This is a genomic window from Embleya scabrispora, assembly GCF_002024165.1.
Taxonomy (GTDB): domain Bacteria; phylum Actinomycetota; class Actinomycetes; order Streptomycetales; family Streptomycetaceae; genus Embleya; species Embleya scabrispora_A.
This window is the reverse complement of record NZ_MWQN01000001.1, coordinates 3410500-3433521: the sequence shown is the minus strand read 5'-3', so window position 1 is coordinate 3433521 and position 23022 is coordinate 3410500. Positions and strand designations below refer to the sequence as shown.

20 protein-coding genes are annotated in these 23022 nt (G+C 73.2%); 11 read left to right on the top strand and 9 right to left on the bottom strand.

The window, feature by feature from the left end:
• Nucleotides 1-25 precede the first annotated feature (25 nt).
• Complete coding sequence (locus B4N89_RS15265; protein WP_078976388.1) at nt 26-772, bottom strand: response regulator transcription factor; 747 nt, start codon at nt 770-772, stop codon at nt 26-28.
• Nucleotides 773-931: 159 nt separating this feature from the next.
• On the opposite strand from B4N89_RS15265, the gene B4N89_RS15260 reads away from it, so the two are divergent.
• A complete protein-coding gene (locus tag B4N89_RS15260; protein ID WP_078976387.1) occupies nt 932-3172 on the top strand; it encodes an MMPL family transporter in 2241 nt (746 codons plus the stop codon).
• A gap of 348 nt (nt 3173-3520) precedes the next feature.
• Here B4N89_RS15260 and B4N89_RS15255 read toward each other — a convergent pair whose 3' ends face one another.
• Nucleotides 3521-4144, bottom strand: a complete 624-nt coding sequence (locus B4N89_RS15255) for a hypothetical protein (protein WP_078976386.1) — start codon at nt 4142-4144, stop codon at nt 3521-3523.
• 262 nt (nt 4145-4406) lie between these two features.
• The gene (locus tag B4N89_RS15250; RefSeq protein ID WP_414646419.1) at nt 4407-5015 is read right to left on the bottom strand and encodes a bifunctional DNA primase/polymerase; all 609 of its coding nucleotides are present in this window, start codon (nt 5013-5015) and stop codon (nt 4407-4409) included.
• 553 nt (nt 5016-5568) lie between these two features.
• On the opposite strand from B4N89_RS15250, the gene B4N89_RS15245 reads away from it, so the two are divergent.
• Both B4N89_RS15245 and B4N89_RS15240 read left to right on the top strand, forming a co-directional pair.
• Nucleotides 5569-6330 carry a glycosyltransferase family 2 protein gene (locus tag B4N89_RS15245; RefSeq protein ID WP_078976385.1) on the top strand — a complete coding sequence of 254 codons (762 nt, stop codon included), beginning with the start codon at nt 5569-5571 and terminating at the stop codon, nt 6328-6330.
• A 49-nt stretch (nt 6331-6379) separates the two neighbouring features.
• Nucleotides 6380-7876, top strand: coding sequence for a hypothetical protein (locus B4N89_RS15240; RefSeq protein WP_078976384.1), 1497 nt, complete (start codon nt 6380-6382; stop codon nt 7874-7876).
• Here the strand turns inward: B4N89_RS15240 and B4N89_RS15235 are convergent.
• From B4N89_RS15235 to B4N89_RS15220, 4 genes are all read right to left on the bottom strand, one after another.
• A complete protein-coding gene (locus B4N89_RS15235; RefSeq protein WP_078976383.1) occupies nt 7788-9938 on the bottom strand; it encodes a hypothetical protein in 2151 nt (716 codons plus the stop codon). The two genes, B4N89_RS15240 and B4N89_RS15235, sit on opposite strands and share 89 nt — an antisense overlap.
• Before the next feature lie 91 nt (nt 9939-10029).
• Complete coding sequence (gene larC, locus B4N89_RS15230; protein ID WP_235618626.1) at nt 10030-11223, bottom strand: nickel pincer cofactor biosynthesis protein LarC; 1194 nt, start codon at nt 11221-11223, stop codon at nt 10030-10032.
• Between the two features lie 164 nt (nt 11224-11387).
• On the bottom strand, nt 11388-12173 hold the full coding sequence (gene larB / locus B4N89_RS15225) for a nickel pincer cofactor biosynthesis protein LarB (protein ID WP_078976381.1): 786 nt from the start codon (nt 12171-12173) through the stop codon (nt 11388-11390).
• Between the two features lie 70 nt (nt 12174-12243).
• A complete protein-coding gene (locus B4N89_RS15220) occupies nt 12244-12684 on the bottom strand; it encodes an ATP-binding protein (protein ID WP_078976380.1) in 441 nt (146 codons plus the stop codon).
• Between the two features lie 298 nt (nt 12685-12982).
• Here B4N89_RS15220 and B4N89_RS15215 point away from each other — a divergent pair, with 298 nt between their 5' ends.
• The 7 genes from B4N89_RS15215 to B4N89_RS15185 all read left to right on the top strand — a co-directional run bounded on the left by B4N89_RS15215 (nt 12983) and on the right by B4N89_RS15185 (nt 20841).
• Nucleotides 12983-13708: a hypothetical protein gene (locus B4N89_RS15215; RefSeq protein ID WP_161500724.1), complete on the top strand. Its 726-nt coding sequence runs from the start codon at nt 12983-12985 to the stop codon at nt 13706-13708.
• A gap of 118 nt (nt 13709-13826) precedes the next feature.
• Complete coding sequence (locus B4N89_RS15210) at nt 13827-14573, top strand: YcnI family protein (protein ID WP_078976378.1); 747 nt, start codon at nt 13827-13829, stop codon at nt 14571-14573.
• A 171-nt stretch (nt 14574-14744) separates the two neighbouring features.
• A complete protein-coding gene (locus B4N89_RS15205) occupies nt 14745-15464 on the top strand; it encodes an SCO family protein (RefSeq protein ID WP_078976377.1) in 720 nt (239 codons plus the stop codon).
• Entirely contained in the window at nt 15461-16102 is a 642-nt protein-coding gene (locus tag B4N89_RS15200) for a copper chaperone PCu(A)C (protein ID WP_078976376.1), read from the top strand. Before B4N89_RS15205 ends, B4N89_RS15200 begins: the two co-directional genes overlap by 4 nt.
• A complete protein-coding gene (locus B4N89_RS15195) occupies nt 16089-17894 on the top strand; it encodes a copper resistance protein CopC (protein ID WP_078976375.1) in 1806 nt (601 codons plus the stop codon). The genes B4N89_RS15200 and B4N89_RS15195 overlap by 14 nt, the downstream gene beginning before the upstream one ends.
• 1175 nt (nt 17895-19069) lie before the next feature.
• Entirely contained in the window at nt 19070-20389 is a 1320-nt protein-coding gene (gene efeB, locus B4N89_RS15190; protein WP_078979373.1) for an iron uptake transporter deferrochelatase/peroxidase subunit, read from the top strand.
• Nucleotides 20389-20841, top strand: a complete 453-nt coding sequence (locus tag B4N89_RS15185; RefSeq protein ID WP_078976374.1) for a hypothetical protein — start codon at nt 20389-20391, stop codon at nt 20839-20841. Before efeB ends, B4N89_RS15185 begins: the two co-directional genes overlap by 1 nt.
• A gap of 107 nt (nt 20842-20948) precedes the next feature.
• On the opposite strand, the gene B4N89_RS15180 is transcribed toward B4N89_RS15185, so the two are convergent.
• Nucleotides 20949-21911, bottom strand: coding sequence for an NADP-dependent oxidoreductase (locus B4N89_RS15180; protein WP_078976373.1), 963 nt, complete (start codon nt 21909-21911; stop codon nt 20949-20951).
• A 65-nt stretch (nt 21912-21976) separates the two neighbouring features.
• Here B4N89_RS15180 and B4N89_RS15175 point away from each other — a divergent pair, with 65 nt between their 5' ends.
• A complete protein-coding gene (locus B4N89_RS15175; RefSeq protein WP_078976372.1) occupies nt 21977-22384 on the top strand; it encodes a winged helix-turn-helix transcriptional regulator in 408 nt (135 codons plus the stop codon).
• Between the two features lie 62 nt (nt 22385-22446).
• Here the strand turns inward: B4N89_RS15175 and B4N89_RS15170 are convergent, their stop codons facing one another.
• Nucleotides 22447-22935 carry a MarR family winged helix-turn-helix transcriptional regulator gene (locus tag B4N89_RS15170; protein WP_078976371.1) on the bottom strand — a complete coding sequence of 163 codons (489 nt, stop codon included), beginning with the start codon at nt 22933-22935 and terminating at the stop codon, nt 22447-22449.
• Nucleotides 22936-23022 lie beyond the last annotated feature (87 nt).

Below are 23022 nucleotides of genomic sequence, written 5' to 3'. Positions count from 1 at the left end.
TCGCCCCGCTCCCCGCGCCCGCCGCTCATATACCGCGGTCCGCCGTCCGGCGCAGCCCGTAGCCCACGCCCCGCCGCGTGGTGATCAGCGGCGGCCCGTCCGGCACGAGCGGGTCGAGCTTGCGGCGCAGATAGGAGATGTACGTCTCCACCACCGTCGACTCCACCACGTGCTCGTACCGCCACACCTCGCGCAGCAGTTGCTCCTTCGGCACGATCCGGTCGCCGTGCCGGATCAGGTGGCGGAGCAGCGCGAACTCGGTCGGGGTCAGCTCCACGCCGCGACCGCCCCGGCGCGCGGTGTACGTCGCCTCGTCCAACTCCAGGTCGCCGTGCCGCAGTACGGGCGGCGGCGGGGGCGGCGGCGTGCTCTCGTCCGGCGTCGGCCGGGTGCGCCGCAGCACCGCTCGGGTGCGCGCGACCAGCTCGTCGACGTTGAACGGCTTGGTGATGTAGTCGTCGCCGCCGAGGGTGAGCCCCTTGACCACGTCGGCGGGCGAGTCCCGGGCGGTGAGGAACACGACCGCGATCTCCGGTCGTTCGGCGCGCAGCACGCGGCACACCTGGCGACCGTCGCCGTCGGGCAGCGAGATGTCCAGGAGCACGACATCGGGCCGCGCCGTGCGGGCCGCGGCCAGGGCCGCGTGCACGCCGTCGGCCGTGACCACCTCGAAGCCGTGGAACCGCAGGGTGATCGCCAGGACGTCGGCGATGCTCGGCTCGTCCTCGACGACCAGGACCGTGGCGCCCGCGCGCGGCTGACTGCTGCTCATGTGCCCAGTATCCGGGGGAAGTTTGCGGAACCCCATGGGACAGCTTGAGAGCTTCCTGTGAGTCGACCACGCGCCCGCCGGGCGCCCCGCCGCGCCGAACCAGTCTGGGCCCAGGACGCACGACCGGGCCGCGAGGCCCGCACGAGAAAGGAATCGACTATGGCGGCCTGGGCGCGATGGTGTCTCAAACACCGGTGGACGGTGCTGCTGCTGTGGGCGGCCGCGCTGTTCGGCACGGTCGCGGCGAGCGCGGCCGCGGGCAGCGCGTACTCCAACGTGTTCAAGATCCCCGGGACCGAGTCGTCGACCGCGTACGAGCGCCTGCAAAAGGCCTTTCCCGACGCGTCCGGCGATGTGGACAACGTGGTGTGGCAGACCGAGCGGGGCAGCGTGCACGACGCCGCGGTCCGCGACCGGATGACCGCGCTGCTGGCCGACATCGCGCGGATGCCCGACGTCGGCCGTGTGGTCGGTCCGTACGACGCGGAGGGCGCCGCCCAGGTCAGCAAGGACGGCCGGATCGCGTTCGCCCAGGTCACCTTCGTCAAGCAGCAGTTCGAGCTGGAGACCGGGAATCTCGAGGACCTGATCGAGCGCGCCGAGGCGGCTCGGGCGCCCGGACTGCGCGTCGAACTCGGCGGGCCCGCGATCGAGGCCGCCCAGGAACCGCCGGCCGGACTCGCCGAGACGGTGGGTGTGGTCGCGGCGGGCGTCATCCTCTTCCTCGCCTTCGGATCCCTGTTCGCGATGCTGCTCCCGCTGATCAGCGGGGTGTTCGCGGTCGGCACCGGGATCGCGTCGGTGATCCTGCTCAGCCACGTCACCGACATCCCCGAGACCGCGACACTGCTGGGCAGCCTGATCGGTCTCGGCGTGGGCATCGACTACGCCCTGTTCATCGTGACGCGGCATCGCAACGGCCTCAAGGCCGGGCTTTCTCCCGAGGAGGCCGCGGTACGGGCGCTGGACACCTCGGGCCGGGCCGTGGTGTTCGCCGGCGGCACGGTATGCATCGCGCTGCTGGCGCTGTTCACCGTCGACATCACCCTGTTCGACGGCATCGCGATCAGCACCACGCTCGTCGTGGTGCTCACCGTGCTCGCCTCCTCCACCCTGCTGCCCGCGCTGCTCGGCCTGCTCGGCCCGCGTGTGCTCAGCCGCCGCGAACGTCGACAGTCGGCCGAGCGGTCGGCGGCCGGCGGTGCCCTGCCGAGCGAGGAGGTCGGGCGCACCGCCGCCCGCTGGGCCCGCCTGGTGCAGCGTCGCCCCCGCACCCTGGGGCTGGTCGCGCTGGTGGTCATGGGGCTGCTGGCGATCCCGGCCCTGTCGCTGCGGCTCGGCGCCAACGACCAGGGCAATCAACCCACTTCCCAGACCGTGCGGCAGGCCTACGACATGCTCGCCGAGGGCTTCGGTCCGGGCTTCAACGGCCCGCTGCTGATGGTCGCCGAGCTGCACGGTCCGCGGGACCGGCAGGCGCTGGACACGCTGATCGCCGACGTCCGCCGCACCCCCGGCGTGGTGCGCGTGGTCGAGGCGCCGGTGCCCGCCGACGCCGGCGGCCTCGCCGCCGAGACCCGGGCCATTCAGGTCGTGCCGTCGACCTCGCCGCAGGCCGAGGCCACCGACAAGCTGATCGACACCCTGCGCGAGCGCACCGTGCCCACCGCCGCCGAGGGCAGCACGCTGAAGGTGCACATCGGCGGCGAGACCGCGCTGCAGAAGGACTTCGCCGCCGTGGTCGGCGACCGCATGCCGGGGTTCATCGCCCTGATCGTGGGACTGGGCGCGCTGCTGATGCTGATCGCCTTCCGCAGCCTGCTGGTACCGCTGACCGCCGCGCTGATGAACCTGATCGCCGCGTGCGCGTCGTTCGGCCTGCTGGTCGCGATCTTCCAGTGGGGCTGGGGGATGGACCTGCTCGGGCTGGGCAAGGAGGGGCCGATCATCTCCTTCCTGCCGGTCATCATGCTGCCGCTGCTGTTCGGGCTCTCGATGGACTACCAGGTCTTCCTGGTCAGCCGTATGCACGAGGAGTGGCTGCACACCGGCGACAACGCCCGGGCGGTACGCGTGGGTCAGGCCGGTACCGGGCGGGTGATCAACTCGGCCGCGCTCATCATGATCTTCGTGTTCTCCTCGTTCGTGCTCAGCGGCGACCGCGGCGCGATGATGGCCGGGCTCGGCCTGGCGGGCGCGGTCGCGCTGGACGCGTTCATCCTGCGCATGTTGCTCGTGCCCGCCCTGATGCATCTCCTCGGCCGCGCCAACTGGTGGTTGCCCGGATGGCTCGACCGGGTGTTGCCGCACGTGGCCGTGGATCCGCCCGAGCGGCCCGTCGGCGACTCGGCGGGCGCCAAGGAGGATCCGCGCGAGGAGATGGTGCCGGCCGGTCGATAGCGGACCGGATCCGATCGGCGCGCCGGCATCGGCGCCGGCCCGAAAATCGCCCGCACGCCCGGCAAACGGGCGTGCGGGCACGGACACGACCGGCCGACGAGGGCCCCGGATTGGAGATCCGCCGGCTTGTTGTTACCTTTGAAGCAGCTCGGTCGCTGATGCATCCCCCGTCTTCAGCGGCCGGGCCTTTCGATTTTCCGGGTCTTTTCCCGCTTCCGCGGCGCGCGCTTTCCGCATCGACCGACCGGGGAATTTTCCCCCGTTCCACGGTGAATTCTCCGCATTCGTCGGTCGCTGCCCCGGTCGGATTCGGCGGAATGCCGGACCGGCGTGTCGCGGTGCCGCGGCTCAGCGCTGAGCGGTCGCCGAGCCCGAGCGGAGCAGCTTGTTCAGGCCGTCCTTGGAGGCCAACTCGGCCACCGCGGACCAGCCGTCGAGACTCTTGGCCGTACGCACGCGCGGGCCGTCGCAGCGGCCCTCGGTGTCCTTGGCCTCGACCGTGCAGGTCACCCGCAGCGTGGTGCCGCCGGGCTGGAGCACGCTCATCACCAGCAGCAGCGGGTCGGGTGTGGGGTTTCGGTAGTAGACCCGGCCCCAGGCCTCCGAGCCGTCGCGCTCGACACAGGTCTGCGCACGGACGCCCTTGGGACCGTCGATCGCCTTGCCGCACACACTCTCGGTGCCTGCGGACGGGGAAATGGCCGCCGGAGTGCCGGACTTCGCGGTGGGTTTGCCGCCGAGCAGTTCGAGCAGTCCGGCCGAGCCGGAACGATCGCCCTCGGCGATACCGTTGCCGAAATCGGCGGCCTTGTTCGCGCTCGGGCGGGTGTTCGGCCCCGAGTCGGCGGTGTGGCGGCCCTTGTCCGGGCCCACCGAATCCGCGGATGCGGCGGCGAGCGGGACGACGAGGCACAGGCCCACGACCGCGCCCAGGGCCACGGTGCGGACGTGACCGGTGCGTGGGCGCTGCATGGTGTCTCCTAGCGCGCGAAGCCCCCTCCCACATCCGGCCCGACGAGCGGGACTTCGGTGCGGAACGGGGCCGGAATGATCGGCGCGCCGAGCCTATCGCGCCGCCACGACGTGCAGCGATCACCACATGTTGCGGTTACGCCACAACGATCACTCCACCGCGTGACGGCGCGCCCTTTTCGCACCCGGGGTCGGGCTTCGCGGGTCGGGCTGTACGGGTCGGGCTCGGACGGATCGGGCTGTACGGATCGGGCTCTGCGGATCAGGCTCTGGGCTCGGCGTGTTGGCAGGTGTCCACCAGCGTGCGGACCAGGTCCGCCACGGCGGGCAACCACGGCCCGCCCGCCGTCGGATCACCCGACGGCGCCGGTGGTCGGGCCCAGCGCAACTGGCCGCCCTGCACCCGCGACGGCGGCAGCGCGAGATAGCCGCCGTCGCCGTGGAAGCGCAGGGTCGAGGGCACGGTGCCGTACCGATCGAGCCCGTATCGGTCCAGCAAATCACCCAGTTCGCCCAACTCGTAGGGTTCCACCAGGAACGCGTAGCGGCCCGGCGCGGCGACGACCGGTCCGGTACGCACACCGAGCCGGGCGAGTTGGTCGAGCGAGCGGGCACCGGCTTCCGACGGCACACTCAACGCCGCCACCCGCCCACCCGTCGCCAGGATCACCGACGCGTCCGGTGACTGCTGCCACCACCAACGCGCCATACGTTCGTCACAGGTGGCCGCGAGCAGGGGAGGTTCACCCGGATGGGCGCCCGGCACGCGGCAATCGGTCGCACCACATCGACACACGCCCGACCAGCGGTCGTATCCGACGCCGGGAACCACGGGCCAGCGCCATCTCGCACACGTCAGCACGGCCGACATCAGTGCGGTGCGTTCCCTCCGTCGTCTTCCGAGGATCTCGCGCAGCATGCGCTCGTTCCTTTCCGTGAACGTGGAAGCACTATGCGTGATACTCAGGTACTCCGCAGCCGACCATGACGAGGCCGCTTGGCGGCACATGGCGCGAGGTGGCGCAGGGGTGGCGAATTACGGCGCCCGGTACGGGTGTTGCCCTCGCGACTCGGTCCCGAGGCGGGAGATGGGGGCTCCCGAGCGGACCGTTGTGCCATCCGTTGCTGCGGTTTGCGCTGCGGTTGGGTCGGTTGGTCTCTGCCTGCGCCGGCACCGCGTCCGAATCGACACCGCGCCTGAGCCGGCACTCCTCACCGAGGACGACGAACGGCCGGCCCTCGGAGGTTCCGCAGATGTCACGAGACCGCGATCACAGGATCTCCTGGAGCATACCCGCGATGTGCCTCCCTTCCGTTGTACCCCCATCCCCTCGGACCTTCACGCCGCCGCGCCGCGACGTTGGGCAGTACGGGTGGAACCCGCGGCATCCGGATCAATGGCGAGCGACTCGTAGGATTCCGCCATGGCGGAGCACACGACCGGCACACCGACCGGCGACACGGCCGTGGTGATTCCGGCATACGACGAGGCACGGCGGATCACGGCCACGGTCGACGCGGCACGCTCGATCGTGGGTGTGGATCTGGTGGTGGTGGTGGACGACGGGTCCGCGGACGACACGGCCGGGCTCGCCCGGGCGGCCGGCGCGGTGATCGCCCGACACGGGCGCAATCGCGGCAAGGCCGGCGCGATGGAGACCGGCGCCGCCGTGGTCGCCGCGATCGACCTGCGCGAGGACCGGGAACACCCGCGTCACCTGCTGTTCCTGGACGCGGACCTGGAGGGTACGGCCGCCGCCGCGGCGGCGCTGGTCGAGCCGGTACGGGCCGGGAAGGCGGCGATGACCATCGCGGTGTTGCCACCGCAGGCGCGGGCCGGCGGCGGGCACGGGTTCGTGGTACGCGCCGCCCGGGACGGGATCGCCCGGGCCAGCGGGTTCGCCGCGACCCAGCCGCTGTCCGGGCAGCGCTGCCTGACCCGCGAGGCGTTCGAGGCGGCGCTGCCGCTCGCCGACGGGTTCGGCGTGGAGACGGGGCTGACCATCGACCTGGTCCGCAAGGGGTTCGCCGTCCAGGAGGTCGAGGTCGAGTTGCACCACCGGGTCACCGGCACCGACTTCGCCGCGCAGCGCCATCGGGCCCGGCAGTACGCGCACGTGGCCCGCGCGTTGGCCGCGCGGGGTGCGGCCGGGGCGCTGCCCGGGGCGATCCGCGGGCGTGGCTGAACCGGTGACCGCACGGCCCACCCGGGCACCTCGGCGGTCGATGTTTCACGTGGAACACCCGTTTGGGTGTATCGCGCTCGGCCTGTGCGCGCTCGCGATCGGCCTGCTCGTGCTGACCGGGCTGCTCGGGCCCTCCGCCGCGCAGCCGCCGCTGCCGGGCGGGCCGTCGTGGCTGCCGCCGTATCGGTTCACCGCCCGTCCCGCCGCCGGTACGGTCACCGGGCTGCTGCTCGCGTCGGCCCTGCTCGGCGCGCTCGGCCTGGGCCTGGCGCTGCGCGAACTAGGGCGCGGCTGGGCGCCGGATCCGGGTCGGCTCACCGTCGGCGGGGCGGTGGCCGCGCTCGCGGTGGTGTGCGTGCCGCCGATGGGGTCGGCCGACCACCTGGTCTACGCCGCCTACGGCCGACTCGCGGCGGGCGGGGGCGACCCGTATCGGGACACCGCCGCGACGCTGGTGCGCGACGGCGATCCGGTCGGCCGCGCGGTCGAGGCGCCGTGGACGGACGTGCCGTCGGTGTACGGGCCGGTGGCCACGGCCGAGCAGTGGCTCGCCGCCCGGGTCGGCGGCTCCTCGGTGCACACGATCGTGCTGGTGCTGACCCTGCTCGGCGCGGCGGCGTTCGTGTTGACCGGGCTGCTGCTCCAGCGGGCGGCCGGCCCGGATCGCACGGCCCGGGCGCGGGTGGCGATCCTGTGGTCGCTCAATCCGCTGCTGCTGTTCGTCGCGGTGGGCGCCGGCCATCTGGACGCGTTCGCGCTGGTGTTCGCGGTGGGCGCGCTGCTCGCGGTGCGCCGCTCGCCCGTGCTCGCGGGTGTCCTGGTCGGGCTGGCCTGCGCGGCGAAGGTGTCGCTCGGGCTGTATGTCCTCGCCCTCGCGTGGGGGCTGCGCGGGCGGCCGCGCGCGCTCGCCGCGCTGCTCGGCTCGGCGCTCGCGGTGGGGGTGGCGACCTATCTGCCGGTCGGGCTCGGCGCGTTCGACCAGATGCGGGAGAACACGAAGCTGGTCTCGCTCGCGGTCCCGCTGCGGCTGGTGCTGAAGCCGATGGAGGCCGCCTTCGGGCACGACACGGCGCGCTCGCTGATCGGGCTGCTCGGCTGGGTGCTGGGCGCGCTGGTGGTGTGGCTGCTGGCCCGCACCACCGCCCGGGCCCGGCCCGCGGCGATGGACGGCGTCCTGCGCGACAGCGCCGCCGCGGCCGCGCTGTTGTCCCTGGCCTGGTTGCTCACCACCCCGTACAGCCTGCCCTGGTACGACGTGGCCGCGTGGGCGCCGCTGGTGCTGCTGGCCCCGTCCGCGCTGGACGGGCTGCTCCTGGCCCGCACCACGCTCCTGGTGTGCGCCTACGTCCCGGGCCGGGTGGTCCCGCTGCCGGACGCGGTGGACACCTTCCAGCGCACCGTGCGCGGCACCGTCGGCCCGTGGGGTGGCGCGGCGATCCTGGTCGCTGTGGTGCTGGTCAGTCGACGCGCGGGCGAGCCTCCACGGCTTCGGGGCGGGCCTCCACGGCCGCGATCACCGCGATCGCCAGCGGTGCCGCGATCGTGAGCGCGACCGCCGGGATCTGGATGCCGGAGTCGTTCACCGCGTAGCCGACCACCGCGGTCACCCAGCACGCGATCAGCGTCGAGCGCAGCCACGGCACCGCCGCGAAGGCCCGGGCCAGGGCCGGTGCGCGCCACGTGAGCGGATCGCGCACGGCGAGCACGAGCAGGACGAACACCACCGGGATCAACAGCGTGAACGGCGAGGTGAACGAGTGCAGGTTGCCCATCACCTTGCGGTGCAGCGTGTCGCCGGCGGCGCCGTCGACGACCTCTTGGACGAATCGGCCCAGGTGCGAGCGGCTCGCCGCCGGGCGCAGCCAGTCCAGCACCGCGATGACGCCGATCACCACGACCGCGCCGAGCGCGACCAGGCCGACCCTGCCCCAGGAGATCCGGGCGCCGGTGAGCAGCAGGCCGAGCACCGCCAGGCCGGGGATCAGCGCGAGCACGCCGCCGAAGTCGCTGCCGAACGCGGGCCATCCGTCGGCCAGGACCGCCGCCGCCCCGACCACCGAGAGCACCACGACCGCCGCCCGCCGCCGGCCGGCCGCGAGCAGGTGCGCCGTCGGCCACGCGACGGCGAGCACCACGGCCATCGCGAAGATCGTCCAGGCGACGTTGCCGAAGCCGTAGAAACGGCCCGCGACCAGCGGGGACAGCCCGAACAGGGTGTTCATCTGGAGCGGTGAGCCGAGCATCACGTCGCCCGCCAGGATTGCCGCAGTGGCCGCGGCGACCGCGCCGGCCGGGCCGTACGGATGCCGGCGCCACGGACCGAGCAGCGCGCCGGCGGTCAGCACGGCGGCGAACGCCACGGTGAGCCCGAGCAGCGTCCACGCCGGGTCGCCGCTCTTCTCCCATGGCACCAGACCGACCAGGAAGGACCCGCCGGGGATGGCGCCGAAGAACACCCCGATCCCGGTCGCGGCGCGTATCACCGCGGCGCGCGCCCGGGTGCGTCCCCGGCGGCCGAACCGGATCGCGAGCCACAGCGCCACCGCCGCGCAGACCAGCGGCAGCAGGGTGATCCAGGTGAAGAAGTACCAGGCCTCGCGCACCGTGCGGGACGCCTGCGCGCCGACGTCGAACAGTCCCAACTCGTCGATCGCGCTTTGCCCGGAGGCTCCGGAGACGCGCGTGTACACCGCGCCGACCAGCTCGCTCGGCGCGTCGATGCCCAGCGGCGCGAGCAGGCTCGGGGCCAGGTCGGTGAGCTGGACCATGCCGTCGTCGCGGGTCGAGGTCGCGGTCAGGTAGCCGGAGTCGAAGGGATGGCCGGCCGAGGTGCCGGGGCCCGACACGAGCAGCGCGCGCAGGTGCGGGGTGCCGGTGTCGTCGGCGAGGCCGGCCACCACGAGCTGGGTGCGCGGCGGCGCCAGGGCGGCGATCCGGGCCACCTGGGCATCCACCGCCCGCAGCCGGTCGGCGCGCGCGATCCCGGGGCCGGTCAGGCCGCCGAGGTCGACCAGGGTCAGCGCGGAGCGCTCGATCAGGGCGGTGTCCACCGCGGCCGGGTCCGGCCGGTAGTCGGCGCGCACCCGACCGGTCGCGTCCGCGCTCGCGTAGGCCGCGCCGGGGCCGACCGCGGTGACCGCCCCGCCGTGCTCGGCGACCGAGGCGGCGACCTGCCCGAACCGGGGGTTGTAGCCGAACGAGTCGTTGCGCTTCACGATCGCGCGCATGTTCGGCACGGTCGCCGACCCGTCCGGGGCGAGTGTCGGCGGCAGCGGTTCGGCACACGGCTCGGCGCTCTTCGCGCTGGTCCGGTTGTCCGTCGAGCGTGCCCCCGCGCCGGTGGTGAGCCACCCGTCGACCGGACACGCGCGCGGATGCACGGTCCGTACCGACATCGCGGCCGAGGTCGAACGACCGGCCAGCGCGGCCAGCGCCGGGGTGCCCCGGTCGTCGATGTCGGCCCAGCTCAGCCCCGGGATCCCGAGCAGGACGACATGGTCGGCGCCGGCCGCGCGGGCCGGTGCGGCACCGGCGCGCGCGGGCAGCGCCGCGAGCACGATCAGCGCCGGAAGCACGGCGAGCAGCAACCGGAGGGGACGAGCGATCACGGGTGCCTGCTCCTCGACGTACGCGGCCTACACGGGGACTGAATGGTCGTTATGGCCGCCCCAGGCTATGCGTCGCCGAACGCCGCCACGTTCAGGGCAGCAGACCGGCCGCGTACGCCGCCGCGGTCGCCGCGCCCATCACCACCTTGACGGGGCGGCCGAGCGTGGCCGCCGCGGCGGCCACGTCCTCGTACTCCGGCTGGGCGTTGACCACCCGGCCCTCGAACATCGCGGTCTTGACCCGCACCGGCAGGCCCTCCACCCGGACCGTGCCGAACTCGCGGTCCAGAGCCCGCTTCGCCACCGGCACGATCCGCGCGCCTATCGTCGAGGTCTCCACGAACACCGTGTGCAGCGCCGCGTCCACCCGGTCCGCCGGGACCAGGACGCACAGGGTGTGCGCGGGCCGGCCCTTCTTCATCAGGATCGGCACCAGCCACGCGTCGCCGGCGCCGATCGCGAGCAGTTTGCTCAGCACCGCCGGCCACAGACGCGGATCGAGGTCGTCCACGTTGGTCTCGATCAGTACGTCCTCGCCGGCCGGACGCTCCCGCTCGGCCGCGTAGCGCTCACCGAGCACGACCCGCAGGATGTTGGGCACCTCCTCGACCCGCCGACTGCCCGCGCCGGTCCCGTCGGCGGTGATCCGCAGCGCCGGCAGCGGTCCCCAGGATCGGCACACCGAGGTGAGCAGGGCCGCCCCGGTGGGCGTGCACATCTCGTAGGGGGCCGGGCCCGCGTAGACCGGGGCCGCGGCCATCCGCATCAGCTCGAGCACGGCCGGCGCCGGGACCGGGAGCACCCCGTGCGCCGCCCGCACGCTGCCGTTGCCGAGCGCGACCGGCGAGCCGACCGCCTCCTCGATCCCGAGCGCGTGCAGCGCGGTACACGTACCGACCACGTCGGCGATCGCGTCGAGCGCGCCGACCTCGTGGAAGTGCACCTCCTCCGGCAGGCACCGGTGCGCCCGGGCCTCGGCGCGCGCGAGCCGGTCGAACACGTCGTGCGCGCGCTCGTGCACGGGCTCCGGCAGATCGGCGCGATCGAGCAGGACCCGCACGTCGTGCCAGGTGCGGTGCACGTGGCTGTGCACGGTCTTGACCCGGGCGCGGGTGGCCGCGATCCCGTGTCGATCGGTGCGCTCGGCGGTGATCAGGATCGGTTCGACGCCCACCGCGTCGACGGCTTGCCGGACGGCCTCCAGCGGGGCGCCGGCGTCGATCAGGGCCCCGAGCAGCATGTCGCCGCTCGCACCGGCCTGGCACTGAAACCATGCGATGGCCAAGCGGACACCTCCCGTCGCGGCCACTTTCGCAGCCGTCGGGGGGCCCTGCCGGAAAAACGAAGAAGCGACCGAAAGCGACCGGTTTCTTGTCGATGGTTGCGCATTTTGCCGCGCAGTCGGCGATACACCCGAAATTCGCGTTCTTCCGAATATTCGGTGACCGGCTACGGCGTCGCGCCGCCTCGTTTCGGGCCGGCGGCGCGCGCGACCCGGGCGGCGAACACGCCCGCGCCGAATCCGTTGTCGATATTGCATACCGCGACCCCGGGCGCGCACGAGTTGAGCATCGCGAGCAGCGCGGCCAGTCCGCCGAAGGAGGCGCCGTAGCCCACGCTGGTGGGTACCGCGAGCACCGGTATCGAGACCAGGCCCGCCACCACGCTCGGCAGCGCGCCCTCCATGCCCGCGACCACCACCAGGCAGTCGGCGGCGTCGAGTTCGGCGTGCACCGCGAGCAGTCGGTGGATGCCGGCCACGCCCACGTCCTCGATCCGCTCCACCTCGGCGCCGAACAGCCGCGCGGTGAACGCGGCCTCGCCGGCGACCGCCACGTCGGAGGTGCCCGCCGAGACCACCCGGACCAGGCCGCGGGTGGCGGGCGGCTCGCCCACCGCGACGCACGTGCCGCTGTCGTCGGTGTACGCCTCGCCGGGAAACGCCGCGTACACCGCGTCGACCACGGCGGCCGACGCGCGTGTCGCGAACGCCGGACGCCGGCTCCCCGCGCGCAGCCGGTGGAACAACGCGACGGTCTGCTCCGGGGTCTTCCCGGCCGCGAAGACCACCTCGGGGTCTCCGGTGCGCAGTTCCCGGTGGGTGTCCACCCGGGCGAAGCCGAGATCGGCGAAACCCGCCGTCGGCGCCCGTACGAGGTCGTCGAGCGCCTCGTCCACGCCCGCCTCTCCGGCGGCCACGCGGTCGAGCAGTTCCCTCACCTCGGCCCGGTTCACTGCCCCGATCGTAGCCCTGGACGCGAACATGCCCGCCGCGCCCACCCGTTGCGGCCGCGCCGCAGGCCGGTCAGGAGACCGGGACCAGCGCGTCCTTGCGCCAACGCAAAGTCTTTTCGAAGCGCAGCACCGCACCGCGCCGCGGATGGTTGCTCAGTTGCATGTGATCGGTCATCGCCCGGATCAGCATCAGACCTCGGCCGTTCTCCGCACCGGGGCCGGCCATCGCCGACAGGCCGCGCAGACGCTCCACCGGGAACCCCGGGCCGCCGTCGATGATCTCGACCCGACAGCAGTCACCGGTGATACCGGCCCGGATCTGGTATTCCGAATACGGTCCGCCCCTGGCGTGCTCCACGACATTCGCGCAGGCCTCGGACAGGGCCAGGCCGATCTCCATCGCGATCTCGCGATCCACCCCCGCCGTCTCCATCGCGCCGACAAGAAGTCTGCGCGCCATCGGCACGCTCGCCGTATCCCGTGGCAGGTGGACAGTCCACCTCATGTCCATGAGCGGCCTTTCCACATCTCCGGAACTCCGGCCGAATCCGGCCCATCGAACCGACGGGCAGGGCACACCTGGTTTTATTGCCGCCGCCCGGTCCCGGTATGCGCACCTCGCGCGATCGGTCGTCAATACGCTGTAAAGACGATTCGTTCGGCCGTATCGCGCGGACCTCGCGGGCCGTCGGGTACGGGTTCGGCCGCCCATCGGGGCGGACGGGAAGTTTTCGGCCCCGGGGTCGAAGGCGCGTCGCGCGATGAGACGATAAGGCGTCATGCAGGCCGTGTCCGTACCTTTCCGCGCCGTGCGCGCCGCCGTGTTCTCGGCGGTCTGCGCCGCGCTCGCGGCATGCGGTCACGCGTGGATGTCGACCGAGCCGCTGCCGCTGTGGGCACCGGTCGCCGGCTTCGGCGTGGTGTTCGTGTCGGCCTTCGCCGGTGCGGGCCGGCAACGCTCGTTCGGCTCGATCACCGCGCTGCTCGCGGTGGGCCAACTCGCGCTGCACACCCTCTTCGCGTCGGCGGTCGCCGCGCGGGCCGCCGGGACGGCCGGCGCGAACGGCTCGGCGTCGGGCGGTCTGCTCGACCGGCTCCTGTGCGGGCCCCGGGACTCCGCCGGGCACATCCTGCTGCCGGCCGGCTGGACGCCCGAGGCGATCGTGCGCAGCACCCGGGTGGATCCGACGCTGCTCACGAGCGAACCGGCCGGCGGACACCACCACATGTCCGGCTCCGGGCCGATGTTGCTCGACGGCGGCACCGGCATGCTGTGCGCGCACCTGGTCGCGGCTCTGCTCACCGGTTGGTGGTTGCGGCGCGGCGAGGCCGCGCTGTTCGCCCTGATCGCGCTGGCGTCGGCGCCGCTGCGGGTGGTGCTCGCGGTGCTGTTCGGCCCGGTCGTCCCGGTCGCCGCGACCCCGGGCCGCGCCCGGCGCACCGGTGCGGCGGCGGACCCGGCCACGGATCAGCTCCTGCTCCGGCACGCGGTGACCCGGCGCGGGCCGCCGGTGGAGTACGCGCTCGCCCGCTGATCCCGCCCTCCGGGTGCCGGATCGGCGGTGGCGCGCGTCCGCCTTCCCGTCGTCCCCACCCGTACCGCGGGGTGCCCTCGTGCGCCCGCGGGCGGATCATCCATGGAGCAGACATCCCATGACCATGTCCACCACGCGTCGCCGCCTGTCCGTGATCGCCGCGTCGGCCGGTGCCGGCGTACTGCTGTTCGCCGGCTCCGCCTCGGCGCATGTGACCGTGCAGCCGGGCACCGCCGACCAGGGCTCGTACGCCAAGGTCGCCTTCCGGGTCCCCAACGAGCGCGACGACGCGGGGACCACCAAGCTCGAGGTCACCCTGCCCGCCGACAAGCCGCTCACCTCGGTGCAGACCCGGGCGATGCCCGGCTGGAAGGCGGAGGTCGAGAAGACCAAGCTGACCACCCCGATCGACAACCACGGCAAGCCGCTCACCGAGGTGGTCTCCAAGATCACCTGGACGGCGGACGCCGGCACCCGGGTCAACCCGGGCACGTTCGAGGACTTCGAGGTGTCCATGGGCAAGCTGCCCACCGACACCGACAAGCTGGTGTTCAAGGCGGTGCAGACCTACGACAGCGGCGAGGTGGTGCGCTGGATCGACCTGGCGGGCGCCGACGGCAAGGAGCCGCAGTACCCCGCGCCCGTGCTGAAGCTCACCGCCAAGGCCGGCGCCACGGCGCCCGCCACGGCGGCGGCGACCAAGCCCGCCGACGGCAAGGCGAGCGTCGCCGCGGTCGCCGAGGACAGCAGTGACGACTCCACCGCGCGCACCCTCGGCGTGGTCGGCATCGTGGTCGGCGTACTCGGCCTGGGTGCCGGTGTGTTCGCCGTCCTGCGCGCGTCGCGGCGCCCCGGCTCGGCCTGATCCTCGCGGTCCCGCCGCGGACCGCGGTCGCCACCGCGGTCCGCGGCGCGAACGTCCCGGCCCGGGTCGCCCGCACGGATGTGCTCCGTGCCCGCGACCCGGGCCACCGGGCCCGCGCCGACGCCGGACGCGTCGGGCACGAGCCCCCCGGCAGCAACGACCTGGAGAACGATGAGCAACGCAAGCAAGTCCCTCGGCCGGAGCCGCCGCACCGGCCTTCGCCTCGCCGCCCTGGCCGCGGCCGGGCTGCTGCTCGCCACGGGCTGCGACGACTCCGGCAAGAGCGACAGCGGCGCCCCGGTGAAGGTGCGCGAGAGCAAGTCCAAGTACAAGGGCATCGCGGTCGACCCGCCGTGGACCAAGCCCGAACTCACGCTGACCGACACCTCGGGACAGCCGTACGACTTCCGGGCCAAGACGGCCGGGCGCACGACCCTGCTCTACTTCGGCTACACGCACTGCCCGGACGCGTGCCCCACCGTGATGGGCGACATCGTGCGCGCGCTCGGCAAGCTGCCCCCGCAGGACCGGGCCACGGTCGACGTGGTGTTCGTGACCACCGACCCGGAGCGGGACACCCAGGCGGCCCTGCGCGAATGGCTCGACTCGCTGGACAAGTCGTTCGTCGGACTGACCGGCCCGTTCGACAAGATCCAGGCCGCGGCGCGCCAGGTCGGCGTCTCCATCGACCCGGCGACCACCGGTCCCGACGGCAAGGTCGTCAGCACCCACGGCACCCAGGTGATCGCGTTCGGCCCGGACAACCAGGGCCCGGTCATGTACAGCGCGAGCAGCGGGCTGACCCCGGACGGCACGCCGAACGGCAACTCGTCCGACGACTTCGCGCACGACCTGCCCCTGCTGATCCACCCCGAGGACACCAAGAAGTGAAGCTCTTCCCCCTCCCCCGCAAGGCCGTCCCGCTCGCGGTCGGCGGCGTGCTGGCGCTCGGGATCGGCGGCGTGCTGGTGGCCTGCGCCGACTCCGGCTCCTCCTCGTCGACGAAAACGGACGACCGCAAGACCGCCGCGGGCGCCGCCCAGGGCGCGCCCCGGCTGCGCATCGTCGACCCGTACATCCCGCAACCCTCCTCGGCGGACGTCGCGGCGGGCTATCTGATCGTGCAGAACGACGGAGACACGGCCGACCGCCTGCTCTCGGTGGCCAGCCCGCTCTCCGGCGAGGTGATGCTGCACCGGACGAGCGGGAACTCGATGCAGCACATGCCGGGCTTGGACGTGCCCGCGCACGGCAAGGGTGTCCTGGCCCGCGGCGGCAACCACATCATGTTCATGAATCCGAACACGTCCGTGAAGAAGGGCGACACCGTGCCGCTCACGCTCACGTTCCAACACACCGGACCGGTCACCGTGCAGGTGCCGGTGCTCGGGGTGACCGAGCGGCCCGGCGACGCGCCGGCCCCGGGTGCGTCCGCGCCGGACGCATCGGGGACCGGCACACCCGCCGCGCCGCCCGCTTCGACGACGGGCGCGCCCGCGGAAGACCACACGGGTCATGCGGGCCACTGACCCGGCCGGCCGGCCGGTCCCGGCGTCGGTCCCGTCCCCGGTGCGCGCCGGGGGCGGCCGGCGGGTGCTCGCGTGGGTGCTCGCGCTGCCCGTGCTGCTCGCCGCGCTCGTGCTCGGCGGCGCCGGGGCCGCGTCCGCGCACGCCGTCCTGGAGTCGTCCAATCCGGCGTCCGGGTCGACCCTGACCACCGCGCCCGCCTCGGTCACGCTGAGGTTCAGCGAGGGCGTGGAGATCGGGCTCGGCGGGGTCAAGGTGTTCGACCCGAGCGGTACCCGGGTGGACAACAACCAGACCAAGCACGGCCCCGACGGCGACACCACCGTGGTCACCCCGCTCCGGGGCGGCCTGCCGACCGGTACCTTCACCGTCGCCTGGCGGGCGGTCTCGGCCGACTCGCACCCGATCTCCGGCGCGTTCACCTTCAATATCGGCCAGGCCTCGGGCGGGGTGAACGTCGGTGATCTGACCGACGACGGCTCCACCGCGACCGACGTACTGGAACGGGCCGCGACGGGGGGCGCGTATCTGTCCTTCGCGGTGCTCGGCGGCGCGGTGTTGTTCCTGCTGATCGCCCGGCCCGCCGCGATGGGTCGTTTCCGGGTCTGGCTGCTCGTGTCCGGCGCGTGGGGCGGGCTGCTGCTGTCCTCGCTCGCGGTGCTGATGCTGCACGGCCCGAACGCGTCCGGGCTGGGGTTGTCGTCGGCGTTCGACGCGGACGTGTTGCGGGCCACCCTGGACACCAAGCTGGGCAAGGCGATCGCGGCTCGGGTGTTGCTGCTGGGCGTTGCCGGCGCGCTGCTCGGCTGGTTGATCGCCGCGCTCGCGGACGCCTCGGCGCGCACCCGGCGGATCGTCGTCGGCGGCTGGGCGGTGTTGTGCACCGCGATCGCGATCACCTGGCCGATCGCCGACCACGCGTCGGTGGGCCGTCAGGTGGAACTGGCGATGGCCGCGGCCGTCGTGCACCTGCTGGCGATGTCCACCTGGCTGGGCGGGTTGGCGATGGTGGTCACGCTGGTGGTGCGGCCGGGCGATCCGGCGCCGGGCACCGGGCTCGACGTGCCCTCGGTACGGGTCTTCTCCCGGACGGCGTTCGTGTCGGTGTGCGTGCTAGTGGCCACCGGGCTGTACGCGTCCTGGCGGCAGGTGGGTTCGTTCGCCGCGCTGTTCGACACCACGTTCGGCCTGCTCCTGGTGTTCAAGGTCGACCTGGTGCTGCTGATGCTGGCCGGTGCCTGGGTGTCCCGGCGCTGGCTGATGCGGCAGATCGAGGCGACGGCCGGGCGGTCTCCGATCGGCAAGGGCGCGGCGGGCGGCCCGAAGTGGGCGGTGCTGCGCAAGGCGGTGGCGATCGAGGCCGCGCTGGCCATCGCGGTGCTCGGGGTCACCACGGTGCTCACCGACACCGAACCGGGCCGCACCGAGCACGAGCGCAAGCAGGTGGAGGCGGCGGGACCGGTCAGCCGCAGCGTCGCGTTCGACGCCGGCGGCGCGGCGGGCAAGGGCAAACTCGACATCACCGTCGACCCGGCCCGGGTCGGCCCCAACGAGTTGCACATCTACTTCGCCGACCCGATCGGACGAATCCGCGAGGTCGAGGAGTTGACCGTGTCGATGGCGCTGCCGGGCAAGGGCATCGACGGCGCCGACGTCCGGGTGCGCCGGGGCGGTCCCGGGCACTGGCTGGGCGATCTGTCCATGCCGATGGCCGGTCGCTGGGAGTTGTCGTTCGCGATCCGTACCTCCGATGTCGACCGGACCACCGTGACGGTGCCCGTGGAGGTCAGGTGAGGCACGTACGCCGGGTCCTGCTGCTGTGCGTCGGGGTGTTGCTCTGCCTGGCGCCGGCCGGCAGCGCGGTGGCGCAGGAGTTGTCCGGCCAGGGGCCGAGCAACTTCCACACGGTGATGACCTCGCCGGGCGATCTCGCGCCGGGCCTGACGGTGCGGGTGATCGAGAACGGCGCGCGCATGCAGGTGCGCAACACCGGTCCGCAGGACGTGATCGTGCTCGGCTACATGAGCGAGCCGTTCCTGCGGATCGGCCCCGACGGGGTGTTCGAGAACCGGCAGTCCCCGGCCGTGCAGCTCAGCAGCGAGCGGTGGGGCTCGGTCGACGAGAAGTCGAACCTGCAACCGACCGGCGCGCCGCAGTGGCACCGGATCTCCGCCGAGCCGGTCGCGCGCTGGTACGACCAGCGGGTGCACTGGATCGTGCAACAGCGGTTGCCACCAAGGGTGATGGCCGATCCGGACCGGGCGCAGAAGGTCCAGTCCTGGACCGTGCCGATGCGGATCGGCGACCGCGAGGTGGCCGCGACCGGCGAGTTGCGCTGGGTGCCGGGGCCGAGTCCGTGGCCGGGCATCGTCGGCTCGATCGGGCTCGCGGCGCTGGTGTTCGCGGCGGCGTGGCTGCCGCCGCTCCGGCGCCGGGCCCTGCTCGGCCACGGCCTGCTCGCGGGGGTGGTCGCGGCGGCGAGCGTGCTGCACCTGGCCCTGGTCGCGGGCGCTCGGGCGGGTGGCGTGGGGGCGTGGGCGGGCGCCTTCCTCGGCGGCAACCTGCTGCAACTGTTGTCGAGCGCGGTGGCGTTCGCGGGCGCGGTGCTGCTGGTCCGGCGCCGGATGGGCGGGGCGTGGTTGGCCGCGCCCGCGCTCGGTGTGCTGGCGTTGCGGGCGGCCGGGTACGACCTGCCGGTGTTGTGGCGCTCGTCGTCGCCGTTCGTGGGCGGTATCGGGCTCGATCGCACGCTGACCGTGCTGGTCCTCGGCGCCGGGCTCGGCACGGCGCTGGCCCTGGTCGTGGTGGTGCGGCGCGGATCGCACCGGGCGGTGCCGGCGGGCGCGGGGGAGCGGGTCGAGTCCGCCGAGCCGACCGAGTCGGGCGGGGTGACGACGAACGAGTCCGACGTGCCGGTCGGTGCGCGCGGCGCGGTGGAAGACGTGGTGGAACCTGTGAGGGACGACGTGATGAGCAGCCCCCGAAAGCGAACGAGCGAGCCCGCCGATCGAGCGAGCGGGTCGCCCGACGGGGTGGACGCGCCCGCCGGTCGAGGCAGTACCGGCGTCGACGTCTCGCGGCGTCGTTTCGTCGGTGTCGCGAGCGCGGCCGGCGCGGGCGGTCTGGTGGTCGGCGCGACCGGCGGCGCGGTGGCGTTCGCGGGCGAGTCCGGCGACGACGGCGGCCCGGCCATGACCCGGCTCGGCGCCACCGTGGTGCCGTTTCACGGGAAACATCAGGCCGGCATCACCACTCCGGCCCAGGCCAAGGCGGTCTTTTTGGCCTGGGACCTGGAGCCGGGCGCGGACCGGGCCGCGGTCGCCGCGCTGATGCGGCGCTGGTCGGACACCGCCGCGCGGCTCACCACCGGGCAGTCGGCGCCGGGTGACGACCAGGTCGCGGCCGACGCCGGGGCCTGCTCGTTGACCGTCACCTTCGGGTTCGGCGCGGGTCTGTTCGACAAGCTGGGGCTCGCCGCCCGGCGACCCGCGGCGCTCAAGCCGCTGCCGCCGTTCCCCGACGACGCGTTGGATCCGGCGCGCAGTGACGGCGACCTGTTCGTCCAGGTGTGCGCGGACGACGGCCTGGTCGGCTTCGGCGCGGTCCGCGCGTTGCAGAAGTCGGCCAAGGGCGTGGCCCGGATCCGCTGGCAGATGAACGGTTTCGCCCGATCGCCCGGTGCCACGGCCAAGCCGATGACCCACCGGAACCTGATGGGGCAGATCGACGGCAGCAACAACCCCAAGCAGTCCGACCCGAAGTTCGACGAGAAGGTGTTCGTCGGCGCCGGGGCCGAGCAGAGCTGGCTGGTCGGCGGCTCCTACGTGGTCTTCCGCCGGATCCGGATGTTGCTGGACTCCTGGGACGGCATCGACAAGGCTCATCAGGAGCGGGTGATCGGCCGGAGCAAGGACACCGGCGCGCCGCTGACCGGTGGCGGCGAGCACAGCGCGGCGGACTTCGGCAAGCGCGGTCCCGACGGCGAGTTGGTGATCACCGCCAACGCCCACATGCGCGTGGCGGCGCCGGAGTTCAACCGGGGGGCGACGATGCTCCGCCGCGGCTACTCCTACCACGACGGGTTCGGCACCGACGGCGCGCCGGACGCGGGGCTGCTGTTCGTCGCGTGGCAGCACGACCCGGACGACGGCTTCGTACCGATCCAGCGCAAGCTGGCCCGGGGCGACGCGCTGTCCCCGTTCCTGCGGCACGAGGCCAGTGCGATCTTCGTCGTCCCGCCGGGGTGCGCCCCGGGCGGATACGTCGGTCAATCCCTGTTGGAGGGCTGATGCCGAGGCGCGCGGAGTCGACGTCGAGGCGGCGTCGAGGGTGGGTCGGGGCGCTCGCCCTGCCGTTCCTGCTCACCGGCTGCGGCAGTTGGGGCGCGGAGGGCGGGCCGGGCTCGCACATGAGCGAGGCCGAGGCGACCGCCGCCGCGTCCGAGGGTGTCGCGGCGCTGGGCGCCGACGGTGTGCAGCGGATCGTGTTGCGGGTGGACGACAAGCTGCGCTTCTCGCCGTCGGTGATCCGGGCCCGGACCGGGCCGCTGGTGATCACCCTCGCGGACACCGGGATCACCCCGCATCAGATGATCCTGCCCGGCGGCGCCCCGGTCGCACCGTCGGAGGGCGGCACGTCGCAGGACATCAAGCTGAGCTTCGGCAAGGCGGGTTCGTACACCTTCAACTGCATGTATCACGTGGGCAGCGGCATGGCGGGCACGATCGAGATCACCGAGTAGCCGCCGCGAGCCGGTTCGGTGCGCGGCCCGCTTCGGCCGCGGCGCCGCGGCCGGGGAGTCCGACCACGGCACCGCCGGGGTGCGCCGCGCGGGCGCGGGTCGGCCGCTCAGGGGATCAGCACGATCTTGCCGGTGGTGCGGCCCGCCTCGGCCGTCTCGTGCGCCTTGACCACCTCGTCCAGCGGGAAGGTCTCGGCCACGATCGGGCGCAGCTCGCCCGCGTCCGCGAGCTCCGCCAGCCGGGTCAGCCGGGTGGGGTTCGGGTCCAGGTCGACCGTGACGCCCCGGACGCCGGCCGCCTCGGCCTTGGCCGCGGTGGCGTCGGCCGCGGGTGGGTTGGTGATGTTGAGCAGGATGCCGCCGGGCCGCAGCGTGGCCAGTGAGCGGTCCTCGTACTCGCCGCCGATCAGGTCCAAAACCACGTCGACGTCGCGCACGGCGGTAGCGAAGTCGACGGTGGTGTAGTCCACGACCTCGTCCGCGCCCAGTTCGCTCAGCAGGGCGTGCTTGGCCGCGCTCGCGGTGCCGATCACGTACGCGCCGCGCGACTTGGCGATCTGTACCGCCAGGTGCCCGACGCCGCCCGCCGCCGCGTGGATCAGCACCCGCCGACCCGGACCCACCTGCGCGACCTCGACCAGGGCCTGCCACGCGATCGAGCCGGACAGCGGCAGGGCCGCCGCGTGCTCGTGGTCGAGGGTGCTCGGCTTCGGCGCGAACGAGCGCTCCGAGGCCACCACGAACTCGGCGTAGCCGCCGGCGAGATGCGGGAAGTCGGGGATGCCGTACACCTCGTCGCCGACCGCGAGGCGCGAGACGTCCGCGCCGACCGCGGCGACCACGCCCGACACGTCCCAGCCGAGCGTGAACGGCGGCACCAGCCACATGCCGCCGGCCCGGATCTTGGTATCGATGGGGTTGACCCCCGCGGCGCGCACTTCGACCAGTACCTCGCCGGGTCCGGGCGCGGGTATCCCGGTCTCGATCACGCGCAGGACCTCGGGGCCGCCGAGCGTGTCCTGGTGTGCCTTGCGCATCTTCGCCGTCGTGTCGATCGTGTTCGTCGTCATGCGGCAAGCATCGACGTGGCGGTCACCATTGTGAAGAAGGCACCTTCCTGGTACCTGGGTACCTCATGCATACCCCTCCCGACCTGCGCCCCTTCGGCGGCGCCGACGTCTACCTCAGCAGTTGCGCCTCCCGCGCCGTGCTCGACCTGATCGCGAACAAGTGGGTCGCGCTGGTGGTCGGGGCCCTCCACCCGCAGACCCTGCGCTACGCGGAGCTGCGCCGGCGGCTCGGCGGGATCACCAAGAAGATGCTCACCCAGACCCTGCGGGACCTGGAACGGCACGGCCTGGTCCGCCGCACGGTGCATGCCACGGTGCCGCCGCAGGTCGAATACTCGCTCACCGAACTCGGGACCAGTGTGAGCGGCCTGATGGCCGAGATCCGCAACTGGTCCGAGAGCCACATCGACGAGATCGCGGCGGCGAAGCTGGCCTACGCGGAGGCGGAGGCGCACCGGGTCGAGGCGCTCTGAGCGGACCCGCGCCGAGGTCCCCGCCGCGACCGACGGCGGGGACCTCGGCGCGGCCGGTCGCGCTAGCGCTTGGGTGTCCTGGCCCGGCGTACGTTCACCTCGGACTCGACCGGCTTCGCGAGCACGCCGCCGACCAGGCGCGACAGCGCGGACAGGAACATCGCGCGTTCGTCCTCGGGCAGCGTGCCCAACACCTCGTCGTGCACGCCGTCGACGATCCCGCGCCCGGCCCGGATCAGGTCGCGGCCGGCGTCGGTCACCACGATGATCCGCGCCCGGCGATCGCTCGGCGCGGGCCGGCGCTCGGCCAGCCCGGCCCGCTCCAACTCGTCCATCGTGACCACCATCGTGGTCTTGTCCAGGTCGGACAGCTCGGCCACCTGGGCCTGGGTCAGGTCGCGGTCGACGGCGTGTACGAGCACGCAGTAGTTGCGCGGCGAGACGTCGATCGCCGCGAGGGCCGCCGCCAGCCGCGTGTTCAGCACGTGCCCGGCGTGCACGACCATGCCGGTCACATCCAGGACGGTGGGGGCAAGGGGGTCGGTGGTCATGCGTTCAGCGTAACAAGATAGGTAAGACGACAGATTGTTTCGTAATAGATCTATCGGCGATCACACCGAGCCCTGTGGCCCGCAGTC